The following is a 21935-nucleotide window of genomic DNA, read 5'->3' as shown; positions in this document are numbered from 1 at the left end:
GAGCACTGCTACTATGCAAGATAATATTCAATTACCTGAAAAATTAATAAAAGCATTTCCTACAAGAGACTTACAGTTAACCCCACTAAAAGGGGATGGTGGCATAATACGCTTAATTTTTCTTGTTCTCGTTCTTATCGGTTTAACCGTTTTTGTTGCTTTTCAATTACCTGGTATCGCGTATGACTATAAAATTGGTCAAAATGCGGTTCCTGTTAATGCCAATATAAATGGCTCTTGTAGAGCAAGTTTGATGGTTATTACCCATTGTAATGTTAAGGTGACATACCGCGGCCACACTGTTTCACATAGCTTTGGTTTCCTAGGAACTTCACGAAATGTTGCCGTGCAACCAATCGCCGATGCCAATGATCTATCACGCTTAACGGTTGATGTGGCTGTCGAAAATGTGATGCTCCGCTTTGTAACTACAATTATTATCATCGCATTATTAATTTTTAGCCTTGTATTTATTATTTACCGCTACATAGCGAACAATAAGATCAGAAAAGTATTATTATCTAGCGGCAAAATGCCACTAAAACTTATCGCTGTTCCTGCCAAAGTTGTTAATTCTAACCGCCTATTGATGGTTTCTTATAAATTCAATTTAGATGGTAAAAAAATATCGACTGGCTATTCAGGCAATAAAAAAACATCCCCTATAGTCTTCGAAGAAAATGGCAAAAAATATGCTTTAGCCGTTTGTGAACCGCAAAAAAACATTCCTTATATATTGGATTTATCATTAAAAAGAATTCAAGCCACTCCGGAAGAAGTGCAACACTTTCATCTCGCATTACAGGAAGAAGGGCTAATTTAATCTCTTTATTACCCAGTTGGGCCTAGATAGACCCAACTCACTTAGTACTCAGAATTATTTTAAATCAGGGAAAAAGACTCGTTTAATCGCCAATTCAACACCACGAACTTCCGCTAATCCTTTTAAACGCCCAATCGCAGAATAACCTGGATTTGTTTTCTTTTGCAGATCATCCAACATTTGATGCCCATGATCAGGACGCATTGGTATGCGCCGCATATTACCGACTTTTTGGCGACGATCTTCTTCCGCCAAAATTGCTTTAACCACGGCAAACATATCCACATCGCCCCCTAAATGCGCTGCTTCATGGAACGTTTTTGGATTATCTTCACGGCACGTCGAGCGCAAGTGTGTAAAATGAATACGATCACCAAATTGCTCAATCATTTTGACTAAATCATTATCGCTTCTCACGCCGTAAGAGCCTGTACACATAGTGAAACCGTTGTGAAGGCTATCCACCGTCTCTTTTAGCCATTGCATATCTTCAATCGTTGAAACAATCCGCGGTAAACCTAAAATAGGCCGCGGTGGATCGTCAGGATGAACGGCCATTTTCACGCCAACCTCTTCTGCTACGGGGATAATGGCTCGTAAAAAATAGGCCATATTCTCACGCAACTTAGCCTTATCAATGCCTGCATAAGTTTGTAAATGTGCTTTGAATTGTTCAAGGGTATAGCCTTCTTCTGCTCCCGGCAGGCCCGCAATAATATTACCAACCAATTTATCCTTATCGGCTTGGCTCATTGCTTCATAATAAGCTTTGGCTTGAATAAGCTCTTCAGCCGTGTAATCTTGCTCAGCCCCCTCGCGCTGTAACAAATACAGTTCGAAAGCGGCAAATGCTATCTGATCAAAACGTAATGCCTTCGAACCATCAGGTAATTCGTATTCCAAATCAGTTCGTGTCCAATCCAGTACGGGCATAAAGTTGTAACACACCGTATCAATACCGCATGCAGCGAGGTTACGAATCGATTGCTGGTAATTAGCGATATGCTGTTCATAATCACCACGATGTGTTTTGATCTCTTCATGAACAGGAATACTTTCTACCACTGACCAGACAAGGCCTTTAGCTTCGATTTCCGCCTTGCGTTTTTCTATCTCTTCGATAGTCCATACTTGCCCATTTGGGATGTGGTGCAAAGCCGTTACCACCCCTGTCGCCCCTGCTTGGCGAATATCACTCAAAGAAACAGGGTCGTTAGGACCATACCAGCGCCATGTTTGTTCCATATTACTCACCTCAATATGTGGGCACAGACAAGTGCCCTAAAAATTACTGTGTAACGGTTTCTTCAATCGGAGTTTTAACGATGAAGAAGTAAGCTAATGCACCCGCGAAGGTCACCATTGAGCAAACAATGAGCGCCCAGTTAAATGAACCGGTTGTATCTAATACCCAACCTGTAACAATCGGTGCGAATGATGCGAAAACAAAGCTACCAAAGTTCTGAATACTGCTTACGGAAGCGACCATTTTGCTTGGTGTCACCACTTGCACGAGTCCCCAGCAAGAAGTGCCCGCAAAATGCACAAAGAATAGCGCCAAGCTGATAAAAGCGACTGCCATCGCGGTAGATGTCGATTGCACGACCAATAAAGTGCAAGCCGCTGAGCAAATCAGCCCTAAGCAGATAAGGATTTTCCGGCTATTCATCAATGAATAACCTTTTTTCGCCAGTCGGTCTGCCACCATGCCATTGACCAGCATCCCTAGCGAACCGAATAAAAATGGAATAGCGGCGACCCACCCCGTATTGGCCAAGCTCAACCCACGTTCGGCCTGTAAATAGCCTGGTAACCATGCAAGGTATAACCAGCCGGTATAGTTCACGCCACTGAAGCCCAAAATCATGCCCCAAACTGTACGTTTCTTAAACAGAGCACCCCACTCTTTCAATGTCACTTTCTGTTTTGGCTGCTCCTCACGACCTGAGTTGAGATATTTCAAATCCTCTTCAGAGAGCTTTAATGATTCACGGTTACGGTAGTAAGCATACCAACACACCCCGATTAAAATTCCAGCCACACCAATGATGATAAACATCATTCGCCAGCCAAACGCTAACATGAGAGCCACAAGGATAGGTGGCGCAAACGCCTGCCCAATTGTGGTCGAGGAGTTGAATATCCCCATGGGAATGCCGCGCTCTTTGGCATTAAACCAATCATTCACCACTTTAACGCCACTTGGCATAAAGGGAGCTTCGCCGACCCCAAGGCCGATACGCAGCGCAATAAATTGCCAGAAGTTTTGGATCAACCCTGCCATACCTTGCATCGTTGACCAGAAAATTAATCCTGCTCCTAACACAATACGTGGGCCAAACCTATCGAGTAGTAAACCAGAAGGAAGCTGTGAGATACCGTAAGATAATGAAAAAGCGGATAACAAAACACCAAATTGAGTTGCTGAAAGCCCTAAATCAGCTCGGATAGCTTCGTTAGCGACCGAAAGAGAGCCTCGGTCAAGAAAGTTAATGATCCCAGCTAGAAACAGCAGCAGTAACGAGATCCGTTGAATTTTCTTAATCCTGGCGGTTTTTGCAATATTATCGGGTGTTATGTCAGATGCTGAACTCTGCATAGTTACATCCTCAAAAAGTAATTATAGTTGTCATGTAACCTGAATGACCGATGGCTTGATTGTCAGGTGGTCAGGCCGGCATTATAGTTATTGAATTGAGAAAAAATTAACTTGATATGGCTCACAGATCTGTTTTTTTGTGATTCAGATTAGCAGTCAATCAGGATTAAAGCGTATGATATGTGCCGATATGGATGAGCATACCGAGGAATTAACATGGCATTAGCCCCACTGAAAGTTGAACGATTATACCGCCAGATCTCAAACCTTATTATTGAGTGTATAAAACGTGGCGATTTCAACGCAGGAGAGCCGTTGCCTTCTGAACGAGAACTGGCAAAACAGATGGAAGTCAGCCGATCATCCATCCGAGAAGCTTTTATTGCACTGGAAATGACAGGTTGGATTGAAATTCGGGTTGGTAATGGGGTCTATGTGGCAAATCCGTTACCGCAGTTTGAGCCCAAAAAAGAGGCGGTCAGTACAGCAACAGAAAAAGATGAAACAGAATTTAGCTTACGCGATTTATTGAAGGCGAGGCAATCTTTCGAAACCATGATTGCAGAACTTGCTGCCCGCAATGCAACTGATGAACAATGTGCTGAATTACAAGAGATTATGAAAGATCTCATCAAACAAAAAGATAATGATGAAAACTTTTTGCGCGAGGATAAACGCTTCCATTTGTTAATCAGTGAAATGACAGGCAACGAAGTATTACACAGCATGATGGAACACTTATGGGATATGCGACAATCAACACGCTTTATTCGCATGGAGTCACACTATGCGGATATTGATTTACCCAAAACCATGAATGAAGACCATCAATTAATTGTGAATGCAATTTTGGATAGAAACCCTAAAGAAGCCGCCAAATGCATGCATAACCATTTACAACATGTCTATGAGTGCTTCTTCAATATTGAATGATGCTCTACCCCATAGGTATATGGGGTAGAAAACACATCACTTAATGGCCGATACTACGGTCACGGCGAATTTTACGCTCCTCATAGAAGGCGACTACCGCTAGCATCACAATACCTACAGCGGTTGCGGCAAATAACAGATAGAAAGTATCTGACCAACCATGAAACGTGAAGCCCCCCACTGAGATACCTTTCCCTGTTGGATCAGCGATACGAGACACTAACACTTTTGCCATTCCATCGCCAAACAGATAACCAAAGAAGCCTGGAATGGAGTTCACTACCGCGGTTGCACATTTTGGTGCAAAGCCAATGATAGAGATGCCGATTAAGATCACAGGGCCAAAAATAAAGAATCCTTCAAAGAACAATGCAATATAAATGCCCCATACGCTGGACATATTTTGATAAGCGATTAATGGGAAAATCACTGAAATCATACATAACATACCGAGTAATGCGCGGCGACCGCCCATTTTATCGGACACATAACCCCAAGTGAGTGATCCTAGAAATCCGCCTAATTCTAATGCCGTAATCGTACCTATCGCGGAAATATCATCCCAATCAAGCGCCATTTTGACATATGCCACACTCCAGTTATCAACACCAATACGGATGGTATAAACACAAAGGTTGGCAAAACATAAAAACCAAACCGCCGGATTTTTCAGCACATATTTCACAAAAATTTCAGATTTTGACATACTCTCCGCGGCGGTATCATCTTTGGAGATTGGTTCATCAAAAATCTCTTCTGGCGTATTCCACCCTAACTCAGACGGATCATCTTTACCGAAAAACATCCCAAATGTAGCAATAACCCCAGCAAAAAGAATTGGGAAAATAAACATTCCTGCCACATTGCCATTAAAGGCATATTCCATACCAAATAATGCAATCGGCCCTGCTAAAATTGCCCCGATATTATGTGACGCATTCCACCAAGAGATAAAACGGCCTCGATTTTTTCTTGGCGTCCAACGGTTTATGGTTGAATTAGAGCAAGGGCCGCCCGGCGCTTGAAATAAACCCGTTAGCGCCCATAAGAAAATAAAGATCCCGAGAGAATGCCCTGACGAAAGTAAAAACATCCCGATAGCAAATGAAGAGGCACACGAGAGCATTAATAAGAAACTGAGTATTTTCTTGGTATTTTTACCGTCAATATAATACGAGAGTAATACACGGCCTAGACTGTATGTAATAGAGAACCCAAAGCCAACTGTGCCTAAATCACTTAATGTAAAACTGGTTTGTTCAATAATAAATGGGGTTGCTGCTTTGAAATTATAGCGAAGAAAATAGATCCCTGTATAAGCCAAACACATCACGATGAATGGCTCCATAAACTTTCTTAACCATAAATCACGTTGTACAGAGAGGGGTATTTTTCCTGCCGGTAGCCTTTTAATATCAAAAAACGAAAATTTAGAACTCATATTATTGACCTTTTACTAATTTTATTATTTTAATCTCTAAATGAGGCGAGTTGCTGATATACCCCAGGGCTAGATGCCAACACATAATTCCCTTTTAACAAGAAATCGTCCTTTTCTTTATAGTTATTCATGACACCGCCAGCTTCTTGAATTAACAATAAGCCCGCAAGGCAATCCCATGAATTTAAATGAGGTTCGTAATAACCAATTAATTTCCCAGCCGCCACATAAGCCAACATTAATGCGGCAGAGCCATTGCGTATAAACATTCCTTTTGCGTGGAGCAATTTATCGAGAAAAGGAATAATGTATTCAGGCGATAGACGCGTTGAAATACCAACGCCAAATAAACCTTCATTCAGGGATTGAACAGCATTAACTTGGATAGGTGATTGGTTTAAATAGGCGCCATGACCCGCCATTGCATGAAACAACTCCTCCTGTACGGGATCATACACAACCGCAATTTGTGTATTTTGTTGTTCATCCAAGAGGGCTATCGCAATACACCAAGAAGGCAATCCAAAAATAAATGCACTTGTGCCATCAATAGGATCAACAACCCAAGTATATTGCGATGCGCCTTGTGTATAACCCCCTTCTTCACCAAATAGAGCATCGAGGGGGTATTGCTGATGAATTTTCTCACGAATAAATTGTTCCGTATTTTTATCCGCAATAGTGACTAAATCCTGCCCATCCTCTTTTTTCTTTTCAATATTTAATTGGTTTCGGTCATGATAGTAAGATACGGCTAATTTGCCGGCTTCAATAACGACTTGTTGAATAAACGTATATCTCGCTGAAATCGCATTCATCCCCATCTCCAGATAATGAAATTAATGTTTCGAAATATATATTTAACGAATCGTACATTCTGTGATCGATTTCATGAGATGATGATTTAATGTAATTTTTATTTTATAAAATATATTTTATTGTTAATAACTTATTGTTAATAACTTATTGTTGTAAAAAGAACATAAATAAAATTATCAAATTAACCCCATTATTTTTCGTTTTCTATTTTTTGTTTTTTTAAAACAAATTTTTCATAATTAACCCAAAAACAAATCTTTTTATGATGACTCAATACCGATTTTAAGCGATAACGCTAACGAGCCTTTTGTTAATGGCTCACCTAAGTACCACTGGTTTTTGGATTTGCCATGAGATTATCTTTAACTGGCTAAATCAGATTTATTTTGTGATATGTTGTTTTGAGAAAATACTCGTCGATGGCTATTTTTCAATATAAACACAAAGACGTTTGTATTAATAGAATAAACAGATGGTCTAATATTATGTGAATTTAACATTAAGCAGTAAACAGAATTACTGTTAAAGATGTTGTATATAGAACAAGTACGATTACCACGGATATGACCTGAACATCCTTGTTATCAGGTCATTATGTAAAAATAATTTCAGGTCTTCGTTTGAGAAAGGTAATCAACAATATCCTGTAATCGATGCCATTTTACCCAGATATTATCGTTTAATCGTTGGCCAGTGTAATCTTCAATGGCGGTGATTAGCTCAAGCATTTCCAATGAATCAATATGTAAATCTAAAATTAAGGTCGAATCCATCGTAATGGGTTTATGGATCCCCGAATAGGCACGGATCGCTTTTATTTGCTCCGTCAGCCATGTTTGATGAATTAAATTATCTGTACTCATGACCCATTTCCTAATTTAAATCGCTGATCATCGCCGATATAACGTTTTTTCTGTGACAAATCTCTAGCCTGCCCACCTGACGTCGTATATACCCGATTATCCGTATTCACCTGCCAACGATATTTTTTCTTCGTCACATCGCTACCTGCTTTTTTCTCCGTGGTTTCAGTATCATGAATAGGCAGTGCTCCAACTGGTTCGGCACTCTCTTTTTCAATAACGACTGTTGCCGTTGGCTGCTCTTCCACAACCTGTGCCACCTTAGCGTGATAAATCCCACTTGCATGGCTGCTCAACGGAAAACTTGCTTTCGATTGAACAGCCGGTTTCTCTTTATCATCTAGTGATTGTTGTGTATCTAACTGGCGCGTAGCTTGTTCAGCCGCTAATGACGTGTCTTTCAGCACCATGGCAGAGCGATTTGCCACATCCAGCATATTGCTTAATTCAGTTGCCACTTGCTTTGCCGCATCCACTAAATGTGAATGGCTATTCGGTTGTATCTGAGCATCAAACAGATGATCTGTCTGTTGAGTCACTTGCTCTTCTAACGACTGAGAGTCGATTCCATCTACTGCTCTTTGTCGTTGTGCTGCAATGAGCTGTTGATCGGTCGGTTTTGCACTCTCAACCTTGGAATCACTCGCGCTATACTGCAACCTGCCTACAGGGTTTGTGCTTTGGTTAAATCCCCCGCTGGTGATCACAAATGGGGCAGTTTGTTGTGTATTTGGTAACCATTTACCATCCATTGTGCGTGTATACCCCCCCATTTGATGGCGAGGAGGAAGTTCAGGAGCCTCTTTTTCTTGATTGGATTGCAGCAGAATCGCCTCATTGACCCCTGTTTGTGGCTCAGTGCTCTCTGATGTTTCACCACTCGATTTATCTTTTAACGCTGGCTGGTGAGAGGCGCTATCATCAACTTGAGTGGCGTTATTTGGCGGTGTCGGGCTATCCTGTTTTACAATTTTCCCGTCACCGCTGAGCTGAACATGCAATTCAGTTCGGTAGGTTGTTGGGGTTTCCGCCGTTGGTGTCGCGGTTTTTTGCGCTATCGTCTTACTCGGCGCCGCCTGAAAAGAGGCCGCGCTGTCAATATTTACCGTCGTTGCCACACTACCATAACGACTCGGTGTATCGGACACCTTACAAATACAGTGAGGGCAAGCATAATTATTAGTTATATAATAATTATTGATAATCGGCGCTGACGTTTGGCTACTGGTTTGATATGGCACACCATCCACATCATCTGACTGTTGTGGATTGGTCAATAAAGTTGGCTGTTCTTGTCTTGTTGCTTTTGGTTTCATCTGTACAGGAGCATGATCTGCACTCGGTACACTCAACTTATTTACAAGAATAATTTCAATGTGTTCCTCTAAATTTTGAAAACATTGATTCAATCTATAATTCTTATTACTCCAAGATTTTAACTCTTGGCTCGACTTAACCCCACGCTCAAATCCTGTTAGTTTTTCCTGTACTAACGTTGGATTTAAAAAATGATTAACCAGTGTTGTATCATCAATCTGTTGAGCAGAGTCAAGACCTGCCATCTGCTTCAATTGACTATCAGTATAAGTTTCATTTAATTTAGCTTTAATCGCAGGCGTAACATATTCCGATAAAAACCGTGTTTGCAGTTTGCTTTCAAATTTAGGTAATAAATTGAATAATTCGCTACTTAAAGTTTTACTTGATACTTCCGCTGAGGACTTAGACATCACCGCAATATTTTTGGCAAGACTATTTAATACGGAAGAAGGAATTTCATCTTTGCTTAATAATGAAAAGGAAGTTAACACTGCATTGATATTATTCTTGTCTTCTCTTAGAACATTTACAATCATATCAGGTGTCAGATGATATTTTGCTACTAAATTGTCTGATGAGTTTTTTAATAATGTAAATAAGTTATTTGCTTTAGCACTATCAAGCTCACGATGTAGAACTTTACTACTTGCAAAAAAATTGATTCTTTTTCCCATTTGTATAGGGCTACTATCACCGATATTTAAAGCTCCATTCATAACATTTAACAATGTATGAGTGGATTCATTAGCCTGAATATTACTCCTATGCTCAACGGTGCTTCGCATAGTTGTAGAGGGAGAGATTGTTGGCATAGAAACTCCTTTTAATTATATAAATATAATTAGCCATTTCGATACAATAGAATAGAGCAGGGTATTTAAACCCCACTCTATTAAGATACATTGTCTTTAAACAGTTATGTATTAGCAAAACCTGCATTATATTGAAATAGGTCTTTTAATAACTGAATTAATAATTGAGTTAAAGTTTCAAAATGGCTATTATCTTGACGGAAAGCTTCTAATAAACGGGATACACTATTATTCACTGAATTTTTTTTACTATCAATCGCCGTTTGCATACTTTGGAACGCTTGGGAAATTAGGTCACCATCCTCATTTAATTTAACACCATCAACTATTTTTTTTATTTCCTTGACAACATTAAAATCAGGGTAAATTTTAATTTTTCCATCTGTTTCTTTCACAATAAAACCTTGCCCTTCTAATTTTTTCTTAAAAAAACTTGCCACCCCCTCTATAGTAGATCTTGTCACCCCCTCTTTAAAAGATATAGAAGCGATATCATTAATAAAATCGCTTATTCTATCATCATCAATAACTGGCTCTCTCCAAGCATCCCATGCCGTACCGGTTTTCGGTATAACATAACCCTTTAGAGCTATCATAAATTGATTGTCAAACTCTGACCTATTAAAGTGTATCTTACCATCTTTTCCTGCTGAAATATAAGTACTCAATAAGCCTAATGCTTTATTAAGCGTTTCCATATATTTCGTCGCCTCTTTAGTTATTTCACCAAAGCTTTTTTGGTAGTTAGTGTTAATATTATCAATTAACCCCTTGATACTTTTAATGTGCGATCGGCCATCCTCAGTTTTTGTAATTTCCGCCGACATTGAGGCAATAAGATTACTGGTTTTATCCATTGAATCTTTAAATTCAAATTGTGCAAGTCTCGTTAGTGCCAAGATTTGCTCATGGTCTTGCATATTATTAGAAATCAGGTAATTCTTTTTTTCAGGGTAGTCAACACCATATTGCTGCAGGATTTTTTCAGCTCGTTCCTCTATAGGGAGTTCTAAATCGGGGACAAATGTCCCCTGTAAATTCAGTGGAGATACCACGCTATCATCATGAGTTATTGTCGCTGATGATGGTGTCATCGAAGCAAGAGCTGATGGTTGGATAACAATATTAACTCCGTTCATACTCTAACCTCTGGTTGCAACAGCTTGGAATGTACGGATTTGCCCCTCAATAATTTCTTTTAAAATATCAAAGACTTTTTTCATCAAATCCAGAACAGTATCAATCTGTTTTTCTTTATCACTTGCTATAGCACGTGCAGTATCACCAATATCTTGTAGCACCATTTTTTGGGCTTCTAGTGCTTTCACCTCTATATTAAGCGCAGAAGTTACCAATTGACCTGCGTTATCGGATAAACGAGTCATTGTTTCAATAATGCTCGATTTCTTTTGGGTCTGGTTGGTAATTCGATCGAGTTGCAGTTGCTCCCGCTCCGCTTTTAACTGCAATCCTTTAACCTTATCTTGAACGTTAGTAACATGTAACTCATTTTGTTGTTCAAGCGCTTTATTTCCCGTTTTTTTCATATATGGGCGACTGCTTTCAATCTCTGATTGTGCTTGAGTAGATAATTTATGCCTTTCGACACCGTGAACATTAATAGCTTTGGTTTGTTTCACTAATTGCTTAGTTTGTAATGCCGCCCCCGCAAGTGTTACACCCAGAGAAACCGCAAATCCCATCAGTGCTCCTTCAAATGCTTTTTTACCCTCTTGAATCGTTGTATCTGCTGCACTTTGCACCATTTGCGTTTTTAGCTTTAAAAAATCCGCTTGTAGTTGGCGATCAGCGGTATTAATAATCGATTTAATCTGGCTCAGTAGGTTACGTAGCTCCATTAAAATATCGCTACTCATAATGCCGATAAATTGGCTCTCTTTTATTGCGTCAAGTGACTGAATACCAGGTTTTACATCCTCACTATTTGCTTGAGCCACTTGCACATCTTTAATTGCCGAGGCTGCCAGCATTAAATTAACCCCTTGAGATAATTGCTTGATCTCGCTTTCGTCCAAATTAGCGATTGTTGGGAACATTTTTTCCAACTTGCTATTTTCTTCCGTTATCACTTCTCTGACGGCTTTTTCAACTTTGATTGCTGTGACGGCAATATGCTCCTGAAGGTTTGCATAAGCCGATGAAAATCCACCTATGACTTTCGAGGTCTCTTCAAGCTCGACCTTGTTCATGTTTTTCACTTCAAACAGGAGTGATGGACTAACCGTCGTTTGCTCAGGGAGCTTTAATAACGGCTTATCTTGCGTTCGTGGCACAGTAATATCGACAGCATCTTTGATGGACACTTGCTGTCCTGGTGCTTGCGTTGACATCGTTTGAGTTTCGCTACCGGTTAAAGTAGTCAGCCCCTCAAGATTGCCTAACTTTTGGGTTGGAATAGAAAACGGCATTGGTGAGGAAATAGTCGTCATAATAGAGTTCCTTAATGAAAATTAGGCATAATTAGAGAGATTGATTGAATTGGCTTTACGCTCATTTGATTGTTTCAATGAGGTCAGCGTGTCAGTAAATAGGTTATTAAACACCTCATATTGTTTTGACAGCATCTTAATCAGAGACTCAAGCAACTCATCGAGGACTTTAATGATTTCATCATTCATCATCATTTTGGCGAATAACGTCTTAAGCTCTCGTAGTTGCGCAGCTCCTTCTAAGCGTAATGCTCCAACAGTCACCGCACTTGTCACTGACATTGCAACGCCAGCCCCTTTCGCACCAACTTCGACACGTGACGCTAATAGGCTCTGTTTGCCCAGTTTTTTCCCTGTATCAACGATATCAGCAACATCATCAACCTGATCAGCGACTTTATCGACCACTTTCACCGTATCTTGGATGCTATCTGCTTGCTGATGCACCTTATCAACGGTTTTCACGGCATCCTTAATACCGTCTGCTTGTTCATTGACCTGATTAACCGTTTTCACTGCATGCTTAGCGCTGTCTGCCTGTTCATGTAACTTGTCGACCGCTTTTGCAGTATCTTTGATGCTATCAGCCTGCTCATGCGTCCTATCAACGGCTTTTGCGATATTTTTAATATCACGAGCCTTCTTCACGACCTGATTGGCTGTTTTAACGGTACTTTGTAACTCTTCCGCCGCATCGGCTAATTTAGTAAATTTCGTTAATACCACCATGTCATCCGCGGCTTTGCCTAACGTTTTAATTTTACTGAGCAGGTTTTTAACGAGATTGACGATCGTATTTGCCATCGCCTTTAATGTGCTTTTCACGACAGTTTTCAGCGTATTGGCCGCAATTTTGACGACCGTTTTTACGGTATTGGCGATATTTTTCACAAAAGAGGACATAGAAACCAAAGAGAGCGCCAGAAAAGCAACGGCTGCGACAACCATGCCAACAATGCTACCAATCTTTTTCGCCTCTTCGGCAGACATCCCAAACGATATCAACATATCCGTGACAACATTTGAAATTTCCGTCGCTAACATCTGCATTAAACTTGCATTACCCGTCTCTTCCAACACGATATCAGTGACAGAAATGGCGATACCGATTGCGGCAACCGCTAGGGTTAATGGTGCAGCCGCGCCGAATGTTGCGACTGTCGCAATAACAGAAACCGCTAACATGACGTAGCTAAAAATCTTACTGGCGCACGATGCGGCTTTATTGGCAGCATCTGCTTTACGCTGAGCCTCTTCGGCTTCTTTGGCTTTTTTCTCTGAATCTTTACGAGAGGCTTCGCTGATCTTAGCCATCACCTCTTCTTGCTCTTTCATATTGCGGATAGAGTCTTCATTCATCGCTTTTTTCAGCGATGCGGTTAACATGGTCAATAGAGCAAGCGTGTTTTCCCATTTTTCGCCGTCGACTTCGACAGGGCGCGGTGCATTTTGGATAAATTTATTTAAAACGTCGCGATCACTATTAGCAGCCACAGTGAGTTCTGCTATTGTCGAATACGCTGTCTTAAGATTGCTTTCAATCGTAGATAGTTTTAATTCTAAATCAGCAAGTTGGGTATTACTTTGTGCAAGCTGAGCCGTTAATTGCCCCCCCTGCTGTTTAAGCTCATTCACTTCCGTTGTTAGCTGTTCAATTAACTGAGTCAGTTTTTGCGCATCTTGCTTGTCATCGGCTGTTTTAGGGGGTTTTGGTATCCCACTTAAACTCGCTTTAGCAAAATCGAGTGCGTTCGTTTTACTGGCTAACGCCTGCTTATTTTCATTCAGTCGATTCTGCTGCTGGGTCTGTGTTTTCGTTAGCTCCTCTAACTCATTTTTGGTATTAGTATGGTCAACGCGAATAGCATTCACATCTTTTTCAGCTTGCTGTAGTTTTTCTGTATTTTTAGCAAATGAATCTAATAACGCATCACCATGTTGCCTCAGCGCATCGGATTCAATATTTAACTGATGCAGTTGATTACGCAATTCATTGATATTATTTTCACCTAATATCTTACGTATCGATGAGAAAGCCTCCATCATTGACACTCTTGCATTCACGCCTTTTTTCGGCTCTTGCAGTTGCGGCTGGCTTTCTAATTTACTGCGTTTCACTTGTTCATTTGATGTTAATTCTTCGCATGCGGTCTCCATACTTAACATCGCTTTGGCGATGTTATCCCCCATTTCTAATGGATTAACACCTTGCTGAAAGGCTTTGACTAGGCCTATCCTATCAGATGTTATATTGGTGATTGCTGCCATATTGTTTCCTCTACTTTATTGAAGAGTCTTTCTGCACTGAATCAGTCTTTTCAAGATTCTTTTTCAATGCATTAAGGTAAGCCTGAGATTTGGCTTTTAACTCACTATCGGTACTGCTATTACAAACACTTTCGAAACAGTGCAGTGCTGCACTGCTTTTTTTAAGCATCAAATTACATTGGCCAGCATGAAATAAAGGACGATAGTCATCCTTAGCCAATACAAAAGCTAATGCATAAAGTTCAGCGGCCTTTTCATAACGTTTAGTTAATTGGTAAACAGCGGCAAGTCCCATCACATAGTCGGTATTATAAAAATCATAAATACTCAAAAAGCGAAAAAAGGTTTCTGCTTCTTTTAATTTTCCTTGTTGATAAAACTCATAAGCGTAGGCATAGATGCCATCCATCATCTCTTGTGAAATACCATGAATATCTTTATAAGTTGCCCCAGACATTAATGCCGACGTAACATCATTAAGCAATTCATCCATATCTATAGACTGTTTTTCTTTGTTACTCATATATTCACCTTATAAAAATGTAGGATATATGACGCAATATCATTAATAATTGCATCATAATTATTCAAAACTGAATTTTCTTATAAAAAACGATATTATCGACAAATGGTTAATTTAACTGTCTTTATCTTCCTGAATGATTTTTCTCTCATTTATTAGTTTCATTGATTCTTCATCGAGATCTATTCCCATCTTTTCTAATTCAATGCGAATTAACCAATTAATGATCCGCATTACATCCTGCAAACCATGCTCATCAATAAAACTATCTTTTCGATAATAGCGCCATATTTTTCTAGCTAATGGAATATCACGGACAACAGGAACGCCTTGTTGCTCGGCATATCGAACAATCATTTTTGCCTGTAATCCATGGCTTTTAAATAATAAAAAAGGTAATGGCGCAATATCATTATTATAATAAATTAACATTGCAATATGCGTCGGGTTTGCCATCACAAAAGTCGAGTTACGCACATTGGATTTCACCTCTTCCGACAATATTTCCTGATGCAGCCCTTTACGAGCGCTTTTTAAGTGAGGATCCCCTTCATTATCTTTATACTCTTTTTTCACTTCCTGTTTTTCCATTTTTAATCCCTTAATAAACAAGAAGAATTCTGTGACCACATCCACTAAGATGATAAATAACGCAACGGCTAAAAAAACGACAACAAAGGTAGCGCACAGCCCCACCCATTGATAAATCACTCCATTTATCGTGCTACGATACAGCAAGAAAATGTCATGCCGCCAAAGAATAAAAAATACCATGGCCGAGATAGAAAATACGATCAGATAAAGAAATGCTTTAATTAATTCCTTAAGAGAATTCAGTGAAAATATTTTCTTAATCCCTGAAATTGGATTGAGCTTTGAAAAATCAATTTTAATGGCTTCTGTTGCTAAGCGGAAACGACTTTGTAATAAAGAAAGTATCGCTCCTGAAATAAAACAGGCGAGTAGTACAGGAATAGCTATTTTTAGAAAAGCACCAATAAACTCCCTTAATAATATATTGATATTAATATTATAAGGTGATAACAAAATACGTTTCATCAATCCAGCTATTTCAAATAAACTGGTTGTTCCTGTGATTACATAAACGCTAACGACTAACACTAATGCCGCAACACTGTCTTTACTTTTAAAGCTTTGCCCTTTTTTAGCAGAATCTTTAATTTTTTTCTCGGTAGGTTTTTCGGTTTTCTCTGCCATTTTATATGTGCTCTATGCTGGGTCCGATAATATAAAGATGTCATGTAATGGAGAGGTTGAAATCATATTAACCAAGATATCAGGCACTTCATTCTGAAAATAGAGCAAAAAAACAGCAAATGCGATAATTGACTTAATGGTTAAAGATAAAGAAAACGCATTTAACTGTGGGCAAAAACGTGAATATAACCCCAATGCAGCTTCACTAATAAATAGGGTAATGAGAATAGGTGCCGCCAATATAATCGCTTTTACCACCATTTGGTTCATCCATTCCCCTAATGGCAAACTATTAAATTGGGAAAAACCTGCCGCAAACGGTAATAGCTGATAACTTTGTGCAAATGTTTTAACTAATAATAGCATGCCACCTTGCGATAAAAAGACCATACACACGATATAACTAATAAAGACCGCAAGTTCGGACGCTTCACTGCCACTGGCAGGATCCACAATACTGCTAATTGTTTCACCACGCTGAGTATCAATCAGCTCACCGATAATATTCGCTATCATAAACGGTAAAGCTAAAATAAGTGCCGTGATTAACCCTACCGCTAATTCATACAGCACTATTTCCATAAAACCAACACGCTCTTCTTGAAGATTATGAGTCGATAGTAGTGGCCAGAGTCCTAATACAATATAGACAGTCACACAGTTTTTAATCATACCGCTACTGAGTAACTTGTTACTCAAAAAAGGTAAAAAGAAGAGTGTTGGAGCAATACGTACCCAAGCGATAGCTAATGTGATTAACCCTTCCTGAAAGGTAAAATACATGGACGAATAAAAAGACAGTATCTCTTGATTCATCCCAAAAGCCCTATTGCTGGAATGGCTGTCGTTAACACTTCTAACGCATAATTCATCACTTTATCTGCCAGCCAGCCTGAAATCATAAATAACGAGCCAAACACCGCCAGCAATTTAATCCCAAAAGGAAGCGTCTGCTCCTGTAATTGCGTAACCGTTTGGATTAATCCCACCAGCAACCCAACCACTGTCGCCACAATAACAGGGATAGCGGATAACATAACAATCAATAACATTGCTTTATTGCTGCTATAAATAATCTCATCCATTCATCGTATCCTTGTTATTGCTGTGCCAATTCAAGATATTGCATCACTAACCCTTTCGAAATCAGTGACCATCCATCAATAGCGACAAACAGGATCAATTTAACTGGCACCGAAATAGTGACTGGGCTCATCATCATCATACCGAGAGCTAACAGAATGCTAGATATCACCAGATCAATCACAACAAAGGGTAAATAGATATAAAAACCAATTTCGAATGCTGACTTAACTTCACTTAGTGCATAGGCAGGTAATAGTGAAAATAGTGTGGCTGAATGCGCTTCGGCATCCATTGGCTCTTCATTTCGCTGCTGTTGTACTGATTCGAAAAATTGCACCAGTTCAGGATCAGAATATTTTTGTAAATAGGCCTTATAGCGCCCTAAGCCGCCATCAACAAAATTATCGACCGATTCCACATTGCCAAAATCCACCTTCTCTTCACGCATATAATGGCTAATGTCTTGTACCACTGGCATCATGACAAAAAGGGATAACAACATCGCGATGCCATTTAAAGCCATGGTTGAGGGAACCTGTTGAACCCCCATGGCATTACGTACCATGATTAATACGATCGATATTTTTAAATAACAGGTGCCTGCCGCAATAATAAACGGCAGTAATGTGGCCAGTGAAACCAGTGCCAACATGGGTATTTCGTTGGATACAATGGACATGTTATGGCCTTTTATCACCCAGATGAGCAAGACGAGTAATTTCTAAGCCTAACTCGTCACTCTCACCGATATAAATCAGCTCTCCCTCAGCAATGAGCTGCTTATTGGCATACACTTTGACTTCACGCTCTTTATTTTCACCAATCGAATATACGGCTCCCGGCTGAATATCGGCTAACTCATTCAGCGTAATTTCAGTCTGACCAAGTACAAACGTTAATTTGATTGTCATCGCATTCACATCGAATGGTTTCACAACCTCATCTGAAAAGGTTTCTTCTTGTAATAACGCACTCTCATCGGCAATAGGAGCGATCGTCTCTTCAATCATAAATTGACCTTCTTGTTGTTTTTGAAAACGGGCAAAAGGGCGCCCTGCGATTGACATATTCAGCAGTAATTGCTGAATACAAAACACATCATGCAACTGGATAGATTGCAGAAGTTTTGCGCTAATATAGCTATAGCCCAATACCCAATCCGCTTGTAACTTAAGCTTATGCAACGCAAATTGTTGTTTTGATTGTTTTGCTAGCCCTTCTATTGGTGAAGGTAACAACACCTGGCCCAAAGCCGGCTCTTGCACACACAACCAAGGCTTTGCAGGGCTATCATCAATAATTTCGAGTGAACCACAACGGAAATGCTCGGAGAAAAAGCGCATTCCACGATTTTCAGTCGTAAATAGACTGATTAAGTTATCCTCATCAATGCTATTCCAAGCATAATGCGTGAAAGCGGGCCAATGGTGGTGACACCAACGTTCCACATTGACCAGTGCTGGTACTTTTTCCGTGTGACTGATTAACGTCAGTTGGAAATAGCGCTCCCCCTGTCTGGGGGAGACGGTTTCCAAATCAGGTTGGTAACATTGCTGCCAAGCGCGTACTTGGAGTGCTCGCTGGCTAATACGGCGAATATTCAACATGATTAATGATCTTCTTGCTCAGACTGTTGTTGCCTTTGTTGGCGTTGTCGCTCATGACGCGACTCTTCATCACGAATTGATAACGGATGATCGCTGCGTAAAAGGTGCTGATTTTCATGTAACGCACGATGAACTTCCGGGCTAGTGGTGGTAGCCAATAGTTCACTGCCTCTAGTGGCTAACTCAAATGTCACCGAAGGGCTGTTCTGCCATTGATTAAAGGTATAAGTGAGGCGGCTTCCTTCAATTTGTGTCACTTTATTCTCTGTCGCTGCCGCCATCGCTTCTGTGCCCATATCTAGGGTGGAATTTGCTTTATTTGTGGGTTGACGAGATTGCACCATCGGAGCTATTTGCCCCTTTTCATTGCAAGTCGTAGTGGCTAATGGTGGTATCACCCAATCAGGGGAGTCATCGATTTCCAATTGCGGATATGGCTGGCTAATCTCAGGCACTGTATCGCCTTCATCTATTTTTTGTGATTGCGTTGGCTGAACAAGCGGCAATGAGGAGGGCGTACTGTACTGCCCCTGATCTGCCACTGAAATAGAAGCCACAGATGGTGACGGTGACATTGGTCGTGCGGTTATTTCGGATTGAGGCAAAATCCGGCTTTCATGCGTAGGCAGAGATAGCGCTGGCGCTTGGAAAGAGAGGGGGGATACAGACATCGCCTCTCGAGTAACTGACGTTGTTTTTACGCCTAGCGGTATTGGCATTTCATGATGGGTTTCATGGTGAATATGCAAATCATTTTGCTCTACTTCACGATGTTTAATCTGCGTTGATGGCGGCAATGCGTGCTTATTGTGCTCTGCTCCTTGCCATTTTTTTGGCTGAGGCGCTAAAGCTGTTATTGACGCTTGATGTCTCACCACATTTTTATTTGTATTTGCAGAGATAGATAAATTTGCATTGGTTTCTACAGAGACCGTTTCAGCAGTATTTGATAACCGATTGCTCTCTTGTTGCCAGTGAGTTTTCCCGATAACACCTTGCCCAATCGCAACATGATTAGGAACTAATGGCGCATCAATAAGCGCTTTATCGGTCGAATCACCCTCACTGTCCGACGATATTTCTGTCATCGGTAGCGCCCTATGTGACAGCGATGCTTCTATCACAGGTAATTCACGGTGTGATTGGGCGGCTTTCACACCCGCCGTTGCATTGATACCCAATTGGCAAAATGCCATCATTTTTTCCGCCGTTTCAGTATGGCGTAGGTGCACAGGTAACTGCGCCAATAATAGCGCTAAGCTGTCTTCCATTTCTTTCTTGCGTCGTTTTTGTGGTGGCGACGTTTGTGCTTTCTTCGAAGCGACCTCCGCCATACGCTGTTTAATTAGCGACTTGCTATCGGGTTGTTTACCTTTTGCTAATGGGAAGGCAGCATGGTTTTCCGCTACCCTAGTACTCAGTTCATTCAACGCCAGTTTTACTGTTGCCATAGGCGGACAACTCCTCAATTTCATTTTGTTGCTGACGTTCCGATTTTAAACGCCGAGCACGGTGTTGCTGCTTGAGATAATTTTGGAATTTCTCGCACTTGTTACGTAACGCAAACATACGCACAACAATATTTTTTCGTGATTGCTCATACCGAGTCATTTCCGTATTAATTGACTCCGTTTGGTATTGAAGATGAGCAATTTCCGCGAGCAAAGCGGCTTTCAGCCTTTGGCTCTCCCAAAAAGCCATTTTGCTCAGTTCGGCGGATTGCTCATATAACGCGATTTGTGTCGTCAATATCGCAATACGCGATTGAATATCCGTTAATTGTTGTTGTAGCGCACGGATTGCTGACTGCACTTGCCATTGTTCCTGTTTAGCGCGATCAAGGCGTCTTTCCGTTAACGTAAGAAGACTTTTAATCATCAGGAAGCCAAATAGTCGAGGCGGTTTAATACAGTTTCGAAATGCTCAGCTTCATCCATCTTTTGTTGCAAGAACTGTTCAATATCTTCTTTTTTATCCAAAGCATTGTCGTTGTCTTCACTTTCCCCACGTTGGTATTCGCCAAGCTCCAAATACAGCTGAATTTGTTCTAGCCTAGATAGACGATCACGCACTTTTGTTGCGGCTTGGCGATGTGTATCCGTCGTGACTTTTTGGAATACACGACTAATGCTGTGCAAAATATCAATCGCTGGGTAATGCCCCTTTCCCGCCAACTTATGGCTAAGATAAATATGCCCATCAAGAATCGAGCGAATTTCATCACCAATAGGGTCTGACTCTTCTTCACTTTCTAGCAATACGGTATAAAAGGCGGTAATTGAGCCTTGCTGCATACGACCTGGGCGCTCAAGCAACATAGGCAGTTGCTCAAACACCGACGCTGGGTAGCCTCGTCTTGCTGGAAGTTCCCCCGCCGCCAAAGCAACATCACGTAATGCTCTGGCGTAACGTGTCATTGAATCAACAAATAACAAGACATGTCGATTACGGTCACGGAAATATTCCGCGATTGTCGTAGCAAGCAACGCCGCATTACACCGCTCTATCGGTGGGCTATCGGAAGTGGCATAAATAAGCACCGTTTGGGCTGCATGAGGAGAGGCTTGTAACTCCTCAATAAATTCAATGACCTCTCGGCCACGCTCACCGATTAAAGCAACAACATGGATATCCGCCTTCGCGTGGTTAATAATCATATTCATTAATGAAGTTTTGCCGCTTCCTGCCGCAGCGAAAATACCAATACGCTGCCCAAGACCACAGGTTAATAAGCCATCTATCGCACGGATACCGGTGATAAGTGGTTCATCAATCGGACGCCGAGATGTCACGCTCGCGGGTGGACTATCAATACGCATTAGTCTTGAGTCAGGGCAGAACGCTGTTTCGGCAGTATGACCGAGCACACCAACCTGCTCACCCGCCGCATCAAAAATTTTACCGGCAAGCTGCTCATGCATTTCAAACACGAAAGGTAGGCCCGTTGGGCGGATCACCACATCACGCGTTAACCCTTGTGCTCGACCAATTAAGCTGAGCACAGTTAAGCCCTCTTTAAACCCCACGACTTGTGCTTTTGCTATGCGCTCTTTTGACGTTATCGAGCGTTCAACAACACAGATCTCACCAATAAAAACTCCCTGCAAAGGGGCTTCCATTAAACAGCCATGAATGCGCGCAGGGTGCGCGCAAGAATCAAAAAGCTTCATGAT

The 21935-nt window shown here is 40.9% G+C and carries 20 protein-coding genes; 2 read left to right on the top strand and 18 right to left on the bottom strand.

What is annotated here, in order from left to right; translation table 11 throughout:
* Nucleotides 1-13 precede the first annotated feature (13 nt).
* On the top strand, nucleotides 14-823 hold the full coding sequence (locus tag PR709_RS10630; RefSeq protein ID WP_101495241.1) for a hypothetical protein: 810 nt from the start codon (nucleotides 14-16) through the stop codon (nucleotides 821-823).
* Nucleotides 824-877: 54 nt separating this feature from the next.
* On the opposite strand, the gene uxuA is transcribed toward PR709_RS10630, so the two are convergent.
* Both uxuA and PR709_RS10620 read right to left on the bottom strand, forming a co-directional pair.
* Entirely contained in the window at nucleotides 878-2068 is a 1191-nt protein-coding gene (gene uxuA, locus PR709_RS10625; RefSeq protein ID WP_004926272.1) for a mannonate dehydratase, read from the bottom strand.
* A gap of 43 nt (nucleotides 2069-2111) precedes the next feature.
* Nucleotides 2112-3422 carry an MFS transporter gene (locus PR709_RS10620; RefSeq protein WP_004926270.1) on the bottom strand — a complete coding sequence of 437 codons (1311 nt, stop codon included), beginning with the start codon at nucleotides 3420-3422 and terminating at the stop codon, nucleotides 2112-2114.
* A gap of 216 nt (nucleotides 3423-3638) precedes the next feature.
* Between PR709_RS10620 and PR709_RS10615 the strand changes: the two genes are divergently transcribed.
* Nucleotides 3639-4355, top strand: a complete 717-nt coding sequence (locus PR709_RS10615; RefSeq protein WP_004926269.1) for a FadR/GntR family transcriptional regulator — start codon at nucleotides 3639-3641, stop codon at nucleotides 4353-4355.
* 40 nt (nucleotides 4356-4395) lie between these two features.
* Here PR709_RS10615 and uhpT read toward each other — a convergent pair whose 3' ends face one another.
* The 16 genes from uhpT to sctN all read right to left on the bottom strand — a co-directional run bounded on the left by uhpT (nucleotide 4396) and on the right by sctN (nucleotide 21932).
* Complete coding sequence (uhpT, locus tag PR709_RS10610; RefSeq protein WP_004926266.1) at nucleotides 4396-5796, bottom strand: hexose-6-phosphate:phosphate antiporter; 1401 nt, start codon at nucleotides 5794-5796, stop codon at nucleotides 4396-4398.
* Nucleotides 5797-5825: 29 nt separating this feature from the next.
* The gene (locus PR709_RS10605; RefSeq protein WP_080728250.1) at nucleotides 5826-6614 is read right to left on the bottom strand and encodes an inositol monophosphatase family protein; all 789 of its coding nucleotides are present in this window, start codon (nucleotides 6612-6614) and stop codon (nucleotides 5826-5828) included.
* A 609-nt stretch (nucleotides 6615-7223) separates the two neighbouring features.
* Complete coding sequence (locus PR709_RS10600) at nucleotides 7224-7478, bottom strand: acyl carrier protein (RefSeq protein ID WP_004926263.1); 255 nt, start codon at nucleotides 7476-7478, stop codon at nucleotides 7224-7226.
* On the bottom strand, nucleotides 7475-9610 hold the full coding sequence (locus PR709_RS10595) for a hypothetical protein (protein ID WP_042117315.1): 2136 nt from the start codon (nucleotides 9608-9610) through the stop codon (nucleotides 7475-7477). Before PR709_RS10595 ends, PR709_RS10600 begins: the two co-directional genes overlap by 4 nt.
* A gap of 104 nt (nucleotides 9611-9714) precedes the next feature.
* Nucleotides 9715-10749 (bottom strand): hypothetical protein, encoded by a 1035-nt coding sequence (locus PR709_RS10590; RefSeq protein WP_040132648.1) that lies wholly within the window; start codon nucleotides 10747-10749, stop codon nucleotides 9715-9717.
* A 3-nt stretch (nucleotides 10750-10752) separates the two neighbouring features.
* Complete coding sequence (locus PR709_RS10585; protein ID WP_148493700.1) at nucleotides 10753-12060, bottom strand: hypothetical protein; 1308 nt, start codon at nucleotides 12058-12060, stop codon at nucleotides 10753-10755.
* 21 nt (nucleotides 12061-12081) lie between these two features.
* Entirely contained in the window at nucleotides 12082-14328 is a 2247-nt protein-coding gene (sctE, locus tag PR709_RS10580) for a type III secretion system translocon subunit SctE (protein ID WP_004926260.1), read from the bottom strand.
* Between the two features lie 10 nt (nucleotides 14329-14338).
* On the bottom strand, nucleotides 14339-14851 hold the full coding sequence (gene sicA, locus PR709_RS10575) for a type III secretion system translocator chaperone SicA (RefSeq protein ID WP_004926257.1): 513 nt from the start codon (nucleotides 14849-14851) through the stop codon (nucleotides 14339-14341).
* Nucleotides 14852-14965: 114 nt separating this feature from the next.
* The gene (locus tag PR709_RS10570) at nucleotides 14966-16069 is read right to left on the bottom strand and encodes an EscU/YscU/HrcU family type III secretion system export apparatus switch protein (protein WP_004926255.1); all 1104 of its coding nucleotides are present in this window, start codon (nucleotides 16067-16069) and stop codon (nucleotides 14966-14968) included.
* A gap of 12 nt (nucleotides 16070-16081) precedes the next feature.
* Nucleotides 16082-16885, bottom strand: coding sequence for a type III secretion system export apparatus subunit SctT (gene sctT, locus PR709_RS10565; protein WP_036942348.1), 804 nt, complete (start codon nucleotides 16883-16885; stop codon nucleotides 16082-16084).
* Nucleotides 16882-17154 (bottom strand): type III secretion system export apparatus subunit SctS, encoded by a 273-nt coding sequence (sctS, locus tag PR709_RS10560; RefSeq protein ID WP_004926250.1) that lies wholly within the window; start codon nucleotides 17152-17154, stop codon nucleotides 16882-16884. The genes sctT and sctS overlap by 4 nt, the downstream gene beginning before the upstream one ends.
* 14 nt (nucleotides 17155-17168) lie before the next feature.
* Nucleotides 17169-17834 (bottom strand): EscR/YscR/HrcR family type III secretion system export apparatus protein, encoded by a 666-nt coding sequence (locus tag PR709_RS10555; protein WP_036942351.1) that lies wholly within the window; start codon nucleotides 17832-17834, stop codon nucleotides 17169-17171.
* Between the two features lies 1 nt (nucleotide 17835).
* On the bottom strand, nucleotides 17836-18762 hold the full coding sequence (locus tag PR709_RS10550) for a FliM/FliN family flagellar motor switch protein (protein ID WP_004926246.1): 927 nt from the start codon (nucleotides 18760-18762) through the stop codon (nucleotides 17836-17838).
* A gap of 2 nt (nucleotides 18763-18764) precedes the next feature.
* Nucleotides 18765-20213: a SpaN/EivJ family type III secretion system needle length determinant gene (locus PR709_RS10545; RefSeq protein ID WP_004926243.1), complete on the bottom strand. Its 1449-nt coding sequence runs from the start codon at nucleotides 20211-20213 to the stop codon at nucleotides 18765-18767.
* Nucleotides 20185-20640, bottom strand: a complete 456-nt coding sequence (locus tag PR709_RS10540) for a hypothetical protein (protein ID WP_004926241.1) — start codon at nucleotides 20638-20640, stop codon at nucleotides 20185-20187. The genes PR709_RS10545 and PR709_RS10540 overlap by 29 nt, the downstream gene beginning before the upstream one ends.
* Nucleotides 20640-21932 carry a type III secretion system ATPase SctN gene (gene sctN / locus PR709_RS10535; RefSeq protein ID WP_036942361.1) on the bottom strand — a complete coding sequence of 431 codons (1293 nt, stop codon included), beginning with the start codon at nucleotides 21930-21932 and terminating at the stop codon, nucleotides 20640-20642. Before sctN ends, PR709_RS10540 begins: the two co-directional genes overlap by 1 nt.
* Between the last annotated feature and the right edge of the window lie 3 nt (nucleotides 21933-21935).

It is taken from the genome of Providencia sp. PROV267 (assembly GCF_028477825.1).
Classification (GTDB): Bacteria; Pseudomonadota; Gammaproteobacteria; order Enterobacterales; family Enterobacteriaceae; genus Providencia; species Providencia stuartii.
Note: the sequence above shows the minus strand (reverse complement) of the source record. Positions and strands in the feature narration are given on the sequence as shown.

Bases quoted from the DNA above. Each gene is read 5' to 3' on its own strand.
- PR709_RS10630 (WP_101495241.1), top strand. From the start codon at position 14: ATGCAAGATAATATTCAATTACCTGAAAAATTAATAAAAGCATTTCCT.
- uxuA (WP_004926272.1), bottom strand. From the start codon at position 2,068: ATGGAACAAACATGGCGCTGGTATGGTCCTAACGACCCTGTTTCTTTG.
- PR709_RS10620 (WP_004926270.1), bottom strand. From the start codon at position 3,422: ATGCAGAGTTCAGCATCTGACATAACACCCGATAATATTGCAAAAACC.
- PR709_RS10615 (WP_004926269.1), top strand. From the start codon at position 3,639: ATGGCATTAGCCCCACTGAAAGTTGAACGATTATACCGCCAGATCTCA.
- uhpT (WP_004926266.1), bottom strand. From the start codon at position 5,796: ATGAGTTCTAAATTTTCGTTTTTTGATATTAAAAGGCTACCGGCAGGA.
- PR709_RS10605 (WP_080728250.1), bottom strand. From the start codon at position 6,614: ATGAATGCGATTTCAGCGAGATATACGTTTATTCAACAAGTCGTTATT.
- PR709_RS10600 (WP_004926263.1), bottom strand. From the start codon at position 7,478: ATGAGTACAGATAATTTAATTCATCAAACATGGCTGACGGAGCAAATA.
- PR709_RS10595 (WP_042117315.1), bottom strand. From the start codon at position 9,610: ATGCCAACAATCTCTCCCTCTACAACTATGCGAAGCACCGTTGAGCAT.
- PR709_RS10590 (WP_040132648.1), bottom strand. From the start codon at position 10,749: ATGAACGGAGTTAATATTGTTATCCAACCATCAGCTCTTGCTTCGATG.
- PR709_RS10585 (WP_148493700.1), bottom strand. From the start codon at position 12,060: ATGACGACTATTTCCTCACCAATGCCGTTTTCTATTCCAACCCAAAAG.
- sctE (WP_004926260.1), bottom strand. From the start codon at position 14,328: ATGGCAGCAATCACCAATATAACATCTGATAGGATAGGCCTAGTCAAA.
- sicA (WP_004926257.1), bottom strand. From the start codon at position 14,851: ATGAGTAACAAAGAAAAACAGTCTATAGATATGGATGAATTGCTTAAT.
- PR709_RS10570 (WP_004926255.1), bottom strand. From the start codon at position 16,069: ATGGCAGAGAAAACCGAAAAACCTACCGAGAAAAAAATTAAAGATTCT.
- sctT (WP_036942348.1), bottom strand. From the start codon at position 16,885: ATGAATCAAGAGATACTGTCTTTTTATTCGTCCATGTATTTTACCTTT.
- sctS (WP_004926250.1), bottom strand. From the start codon at position 17,154: ATGGATGAGATTATTTATAGCAGCAATAAAGCAATGTTATTGATTGTT.
- PR709_RS10555 (WP_036942351.1), bottom strand. From the start codon at position 17,834: ATGTCCATTGTATCCAACGAAATACCCATGTTGGCACTGGTTTCACTG.
- PR709_RS10550 (WP_004926246.1), bottom strand. From the start codon at position 18,762: ATGTTGAATATTCGCCGTATTAGCCAGCGAGCACTCCAAGTACGCGCT.
- PR709_RS10545 (WP_004926243.1), bottom strand. From the start codon at position 20,213: ATGGCAACAGTAAAACTGGCGTTGAATGAACTGAGTACTAGGGTAGCG.
- PR709_RS10540 (WP_004926241.1), bottom strand. From the start codon at position 20,640: ATGATTAAAAGTCTTCTTACGTTAACGGAAAGACGCCTTGATCGCGCT.
- sctN (WP_036942361.1), bottom strand. From the start codon at position 21,932: ATGAAGCTTTTTGATTCTTGCGCGCACCCTGCGCGCATTCATGGCTGT.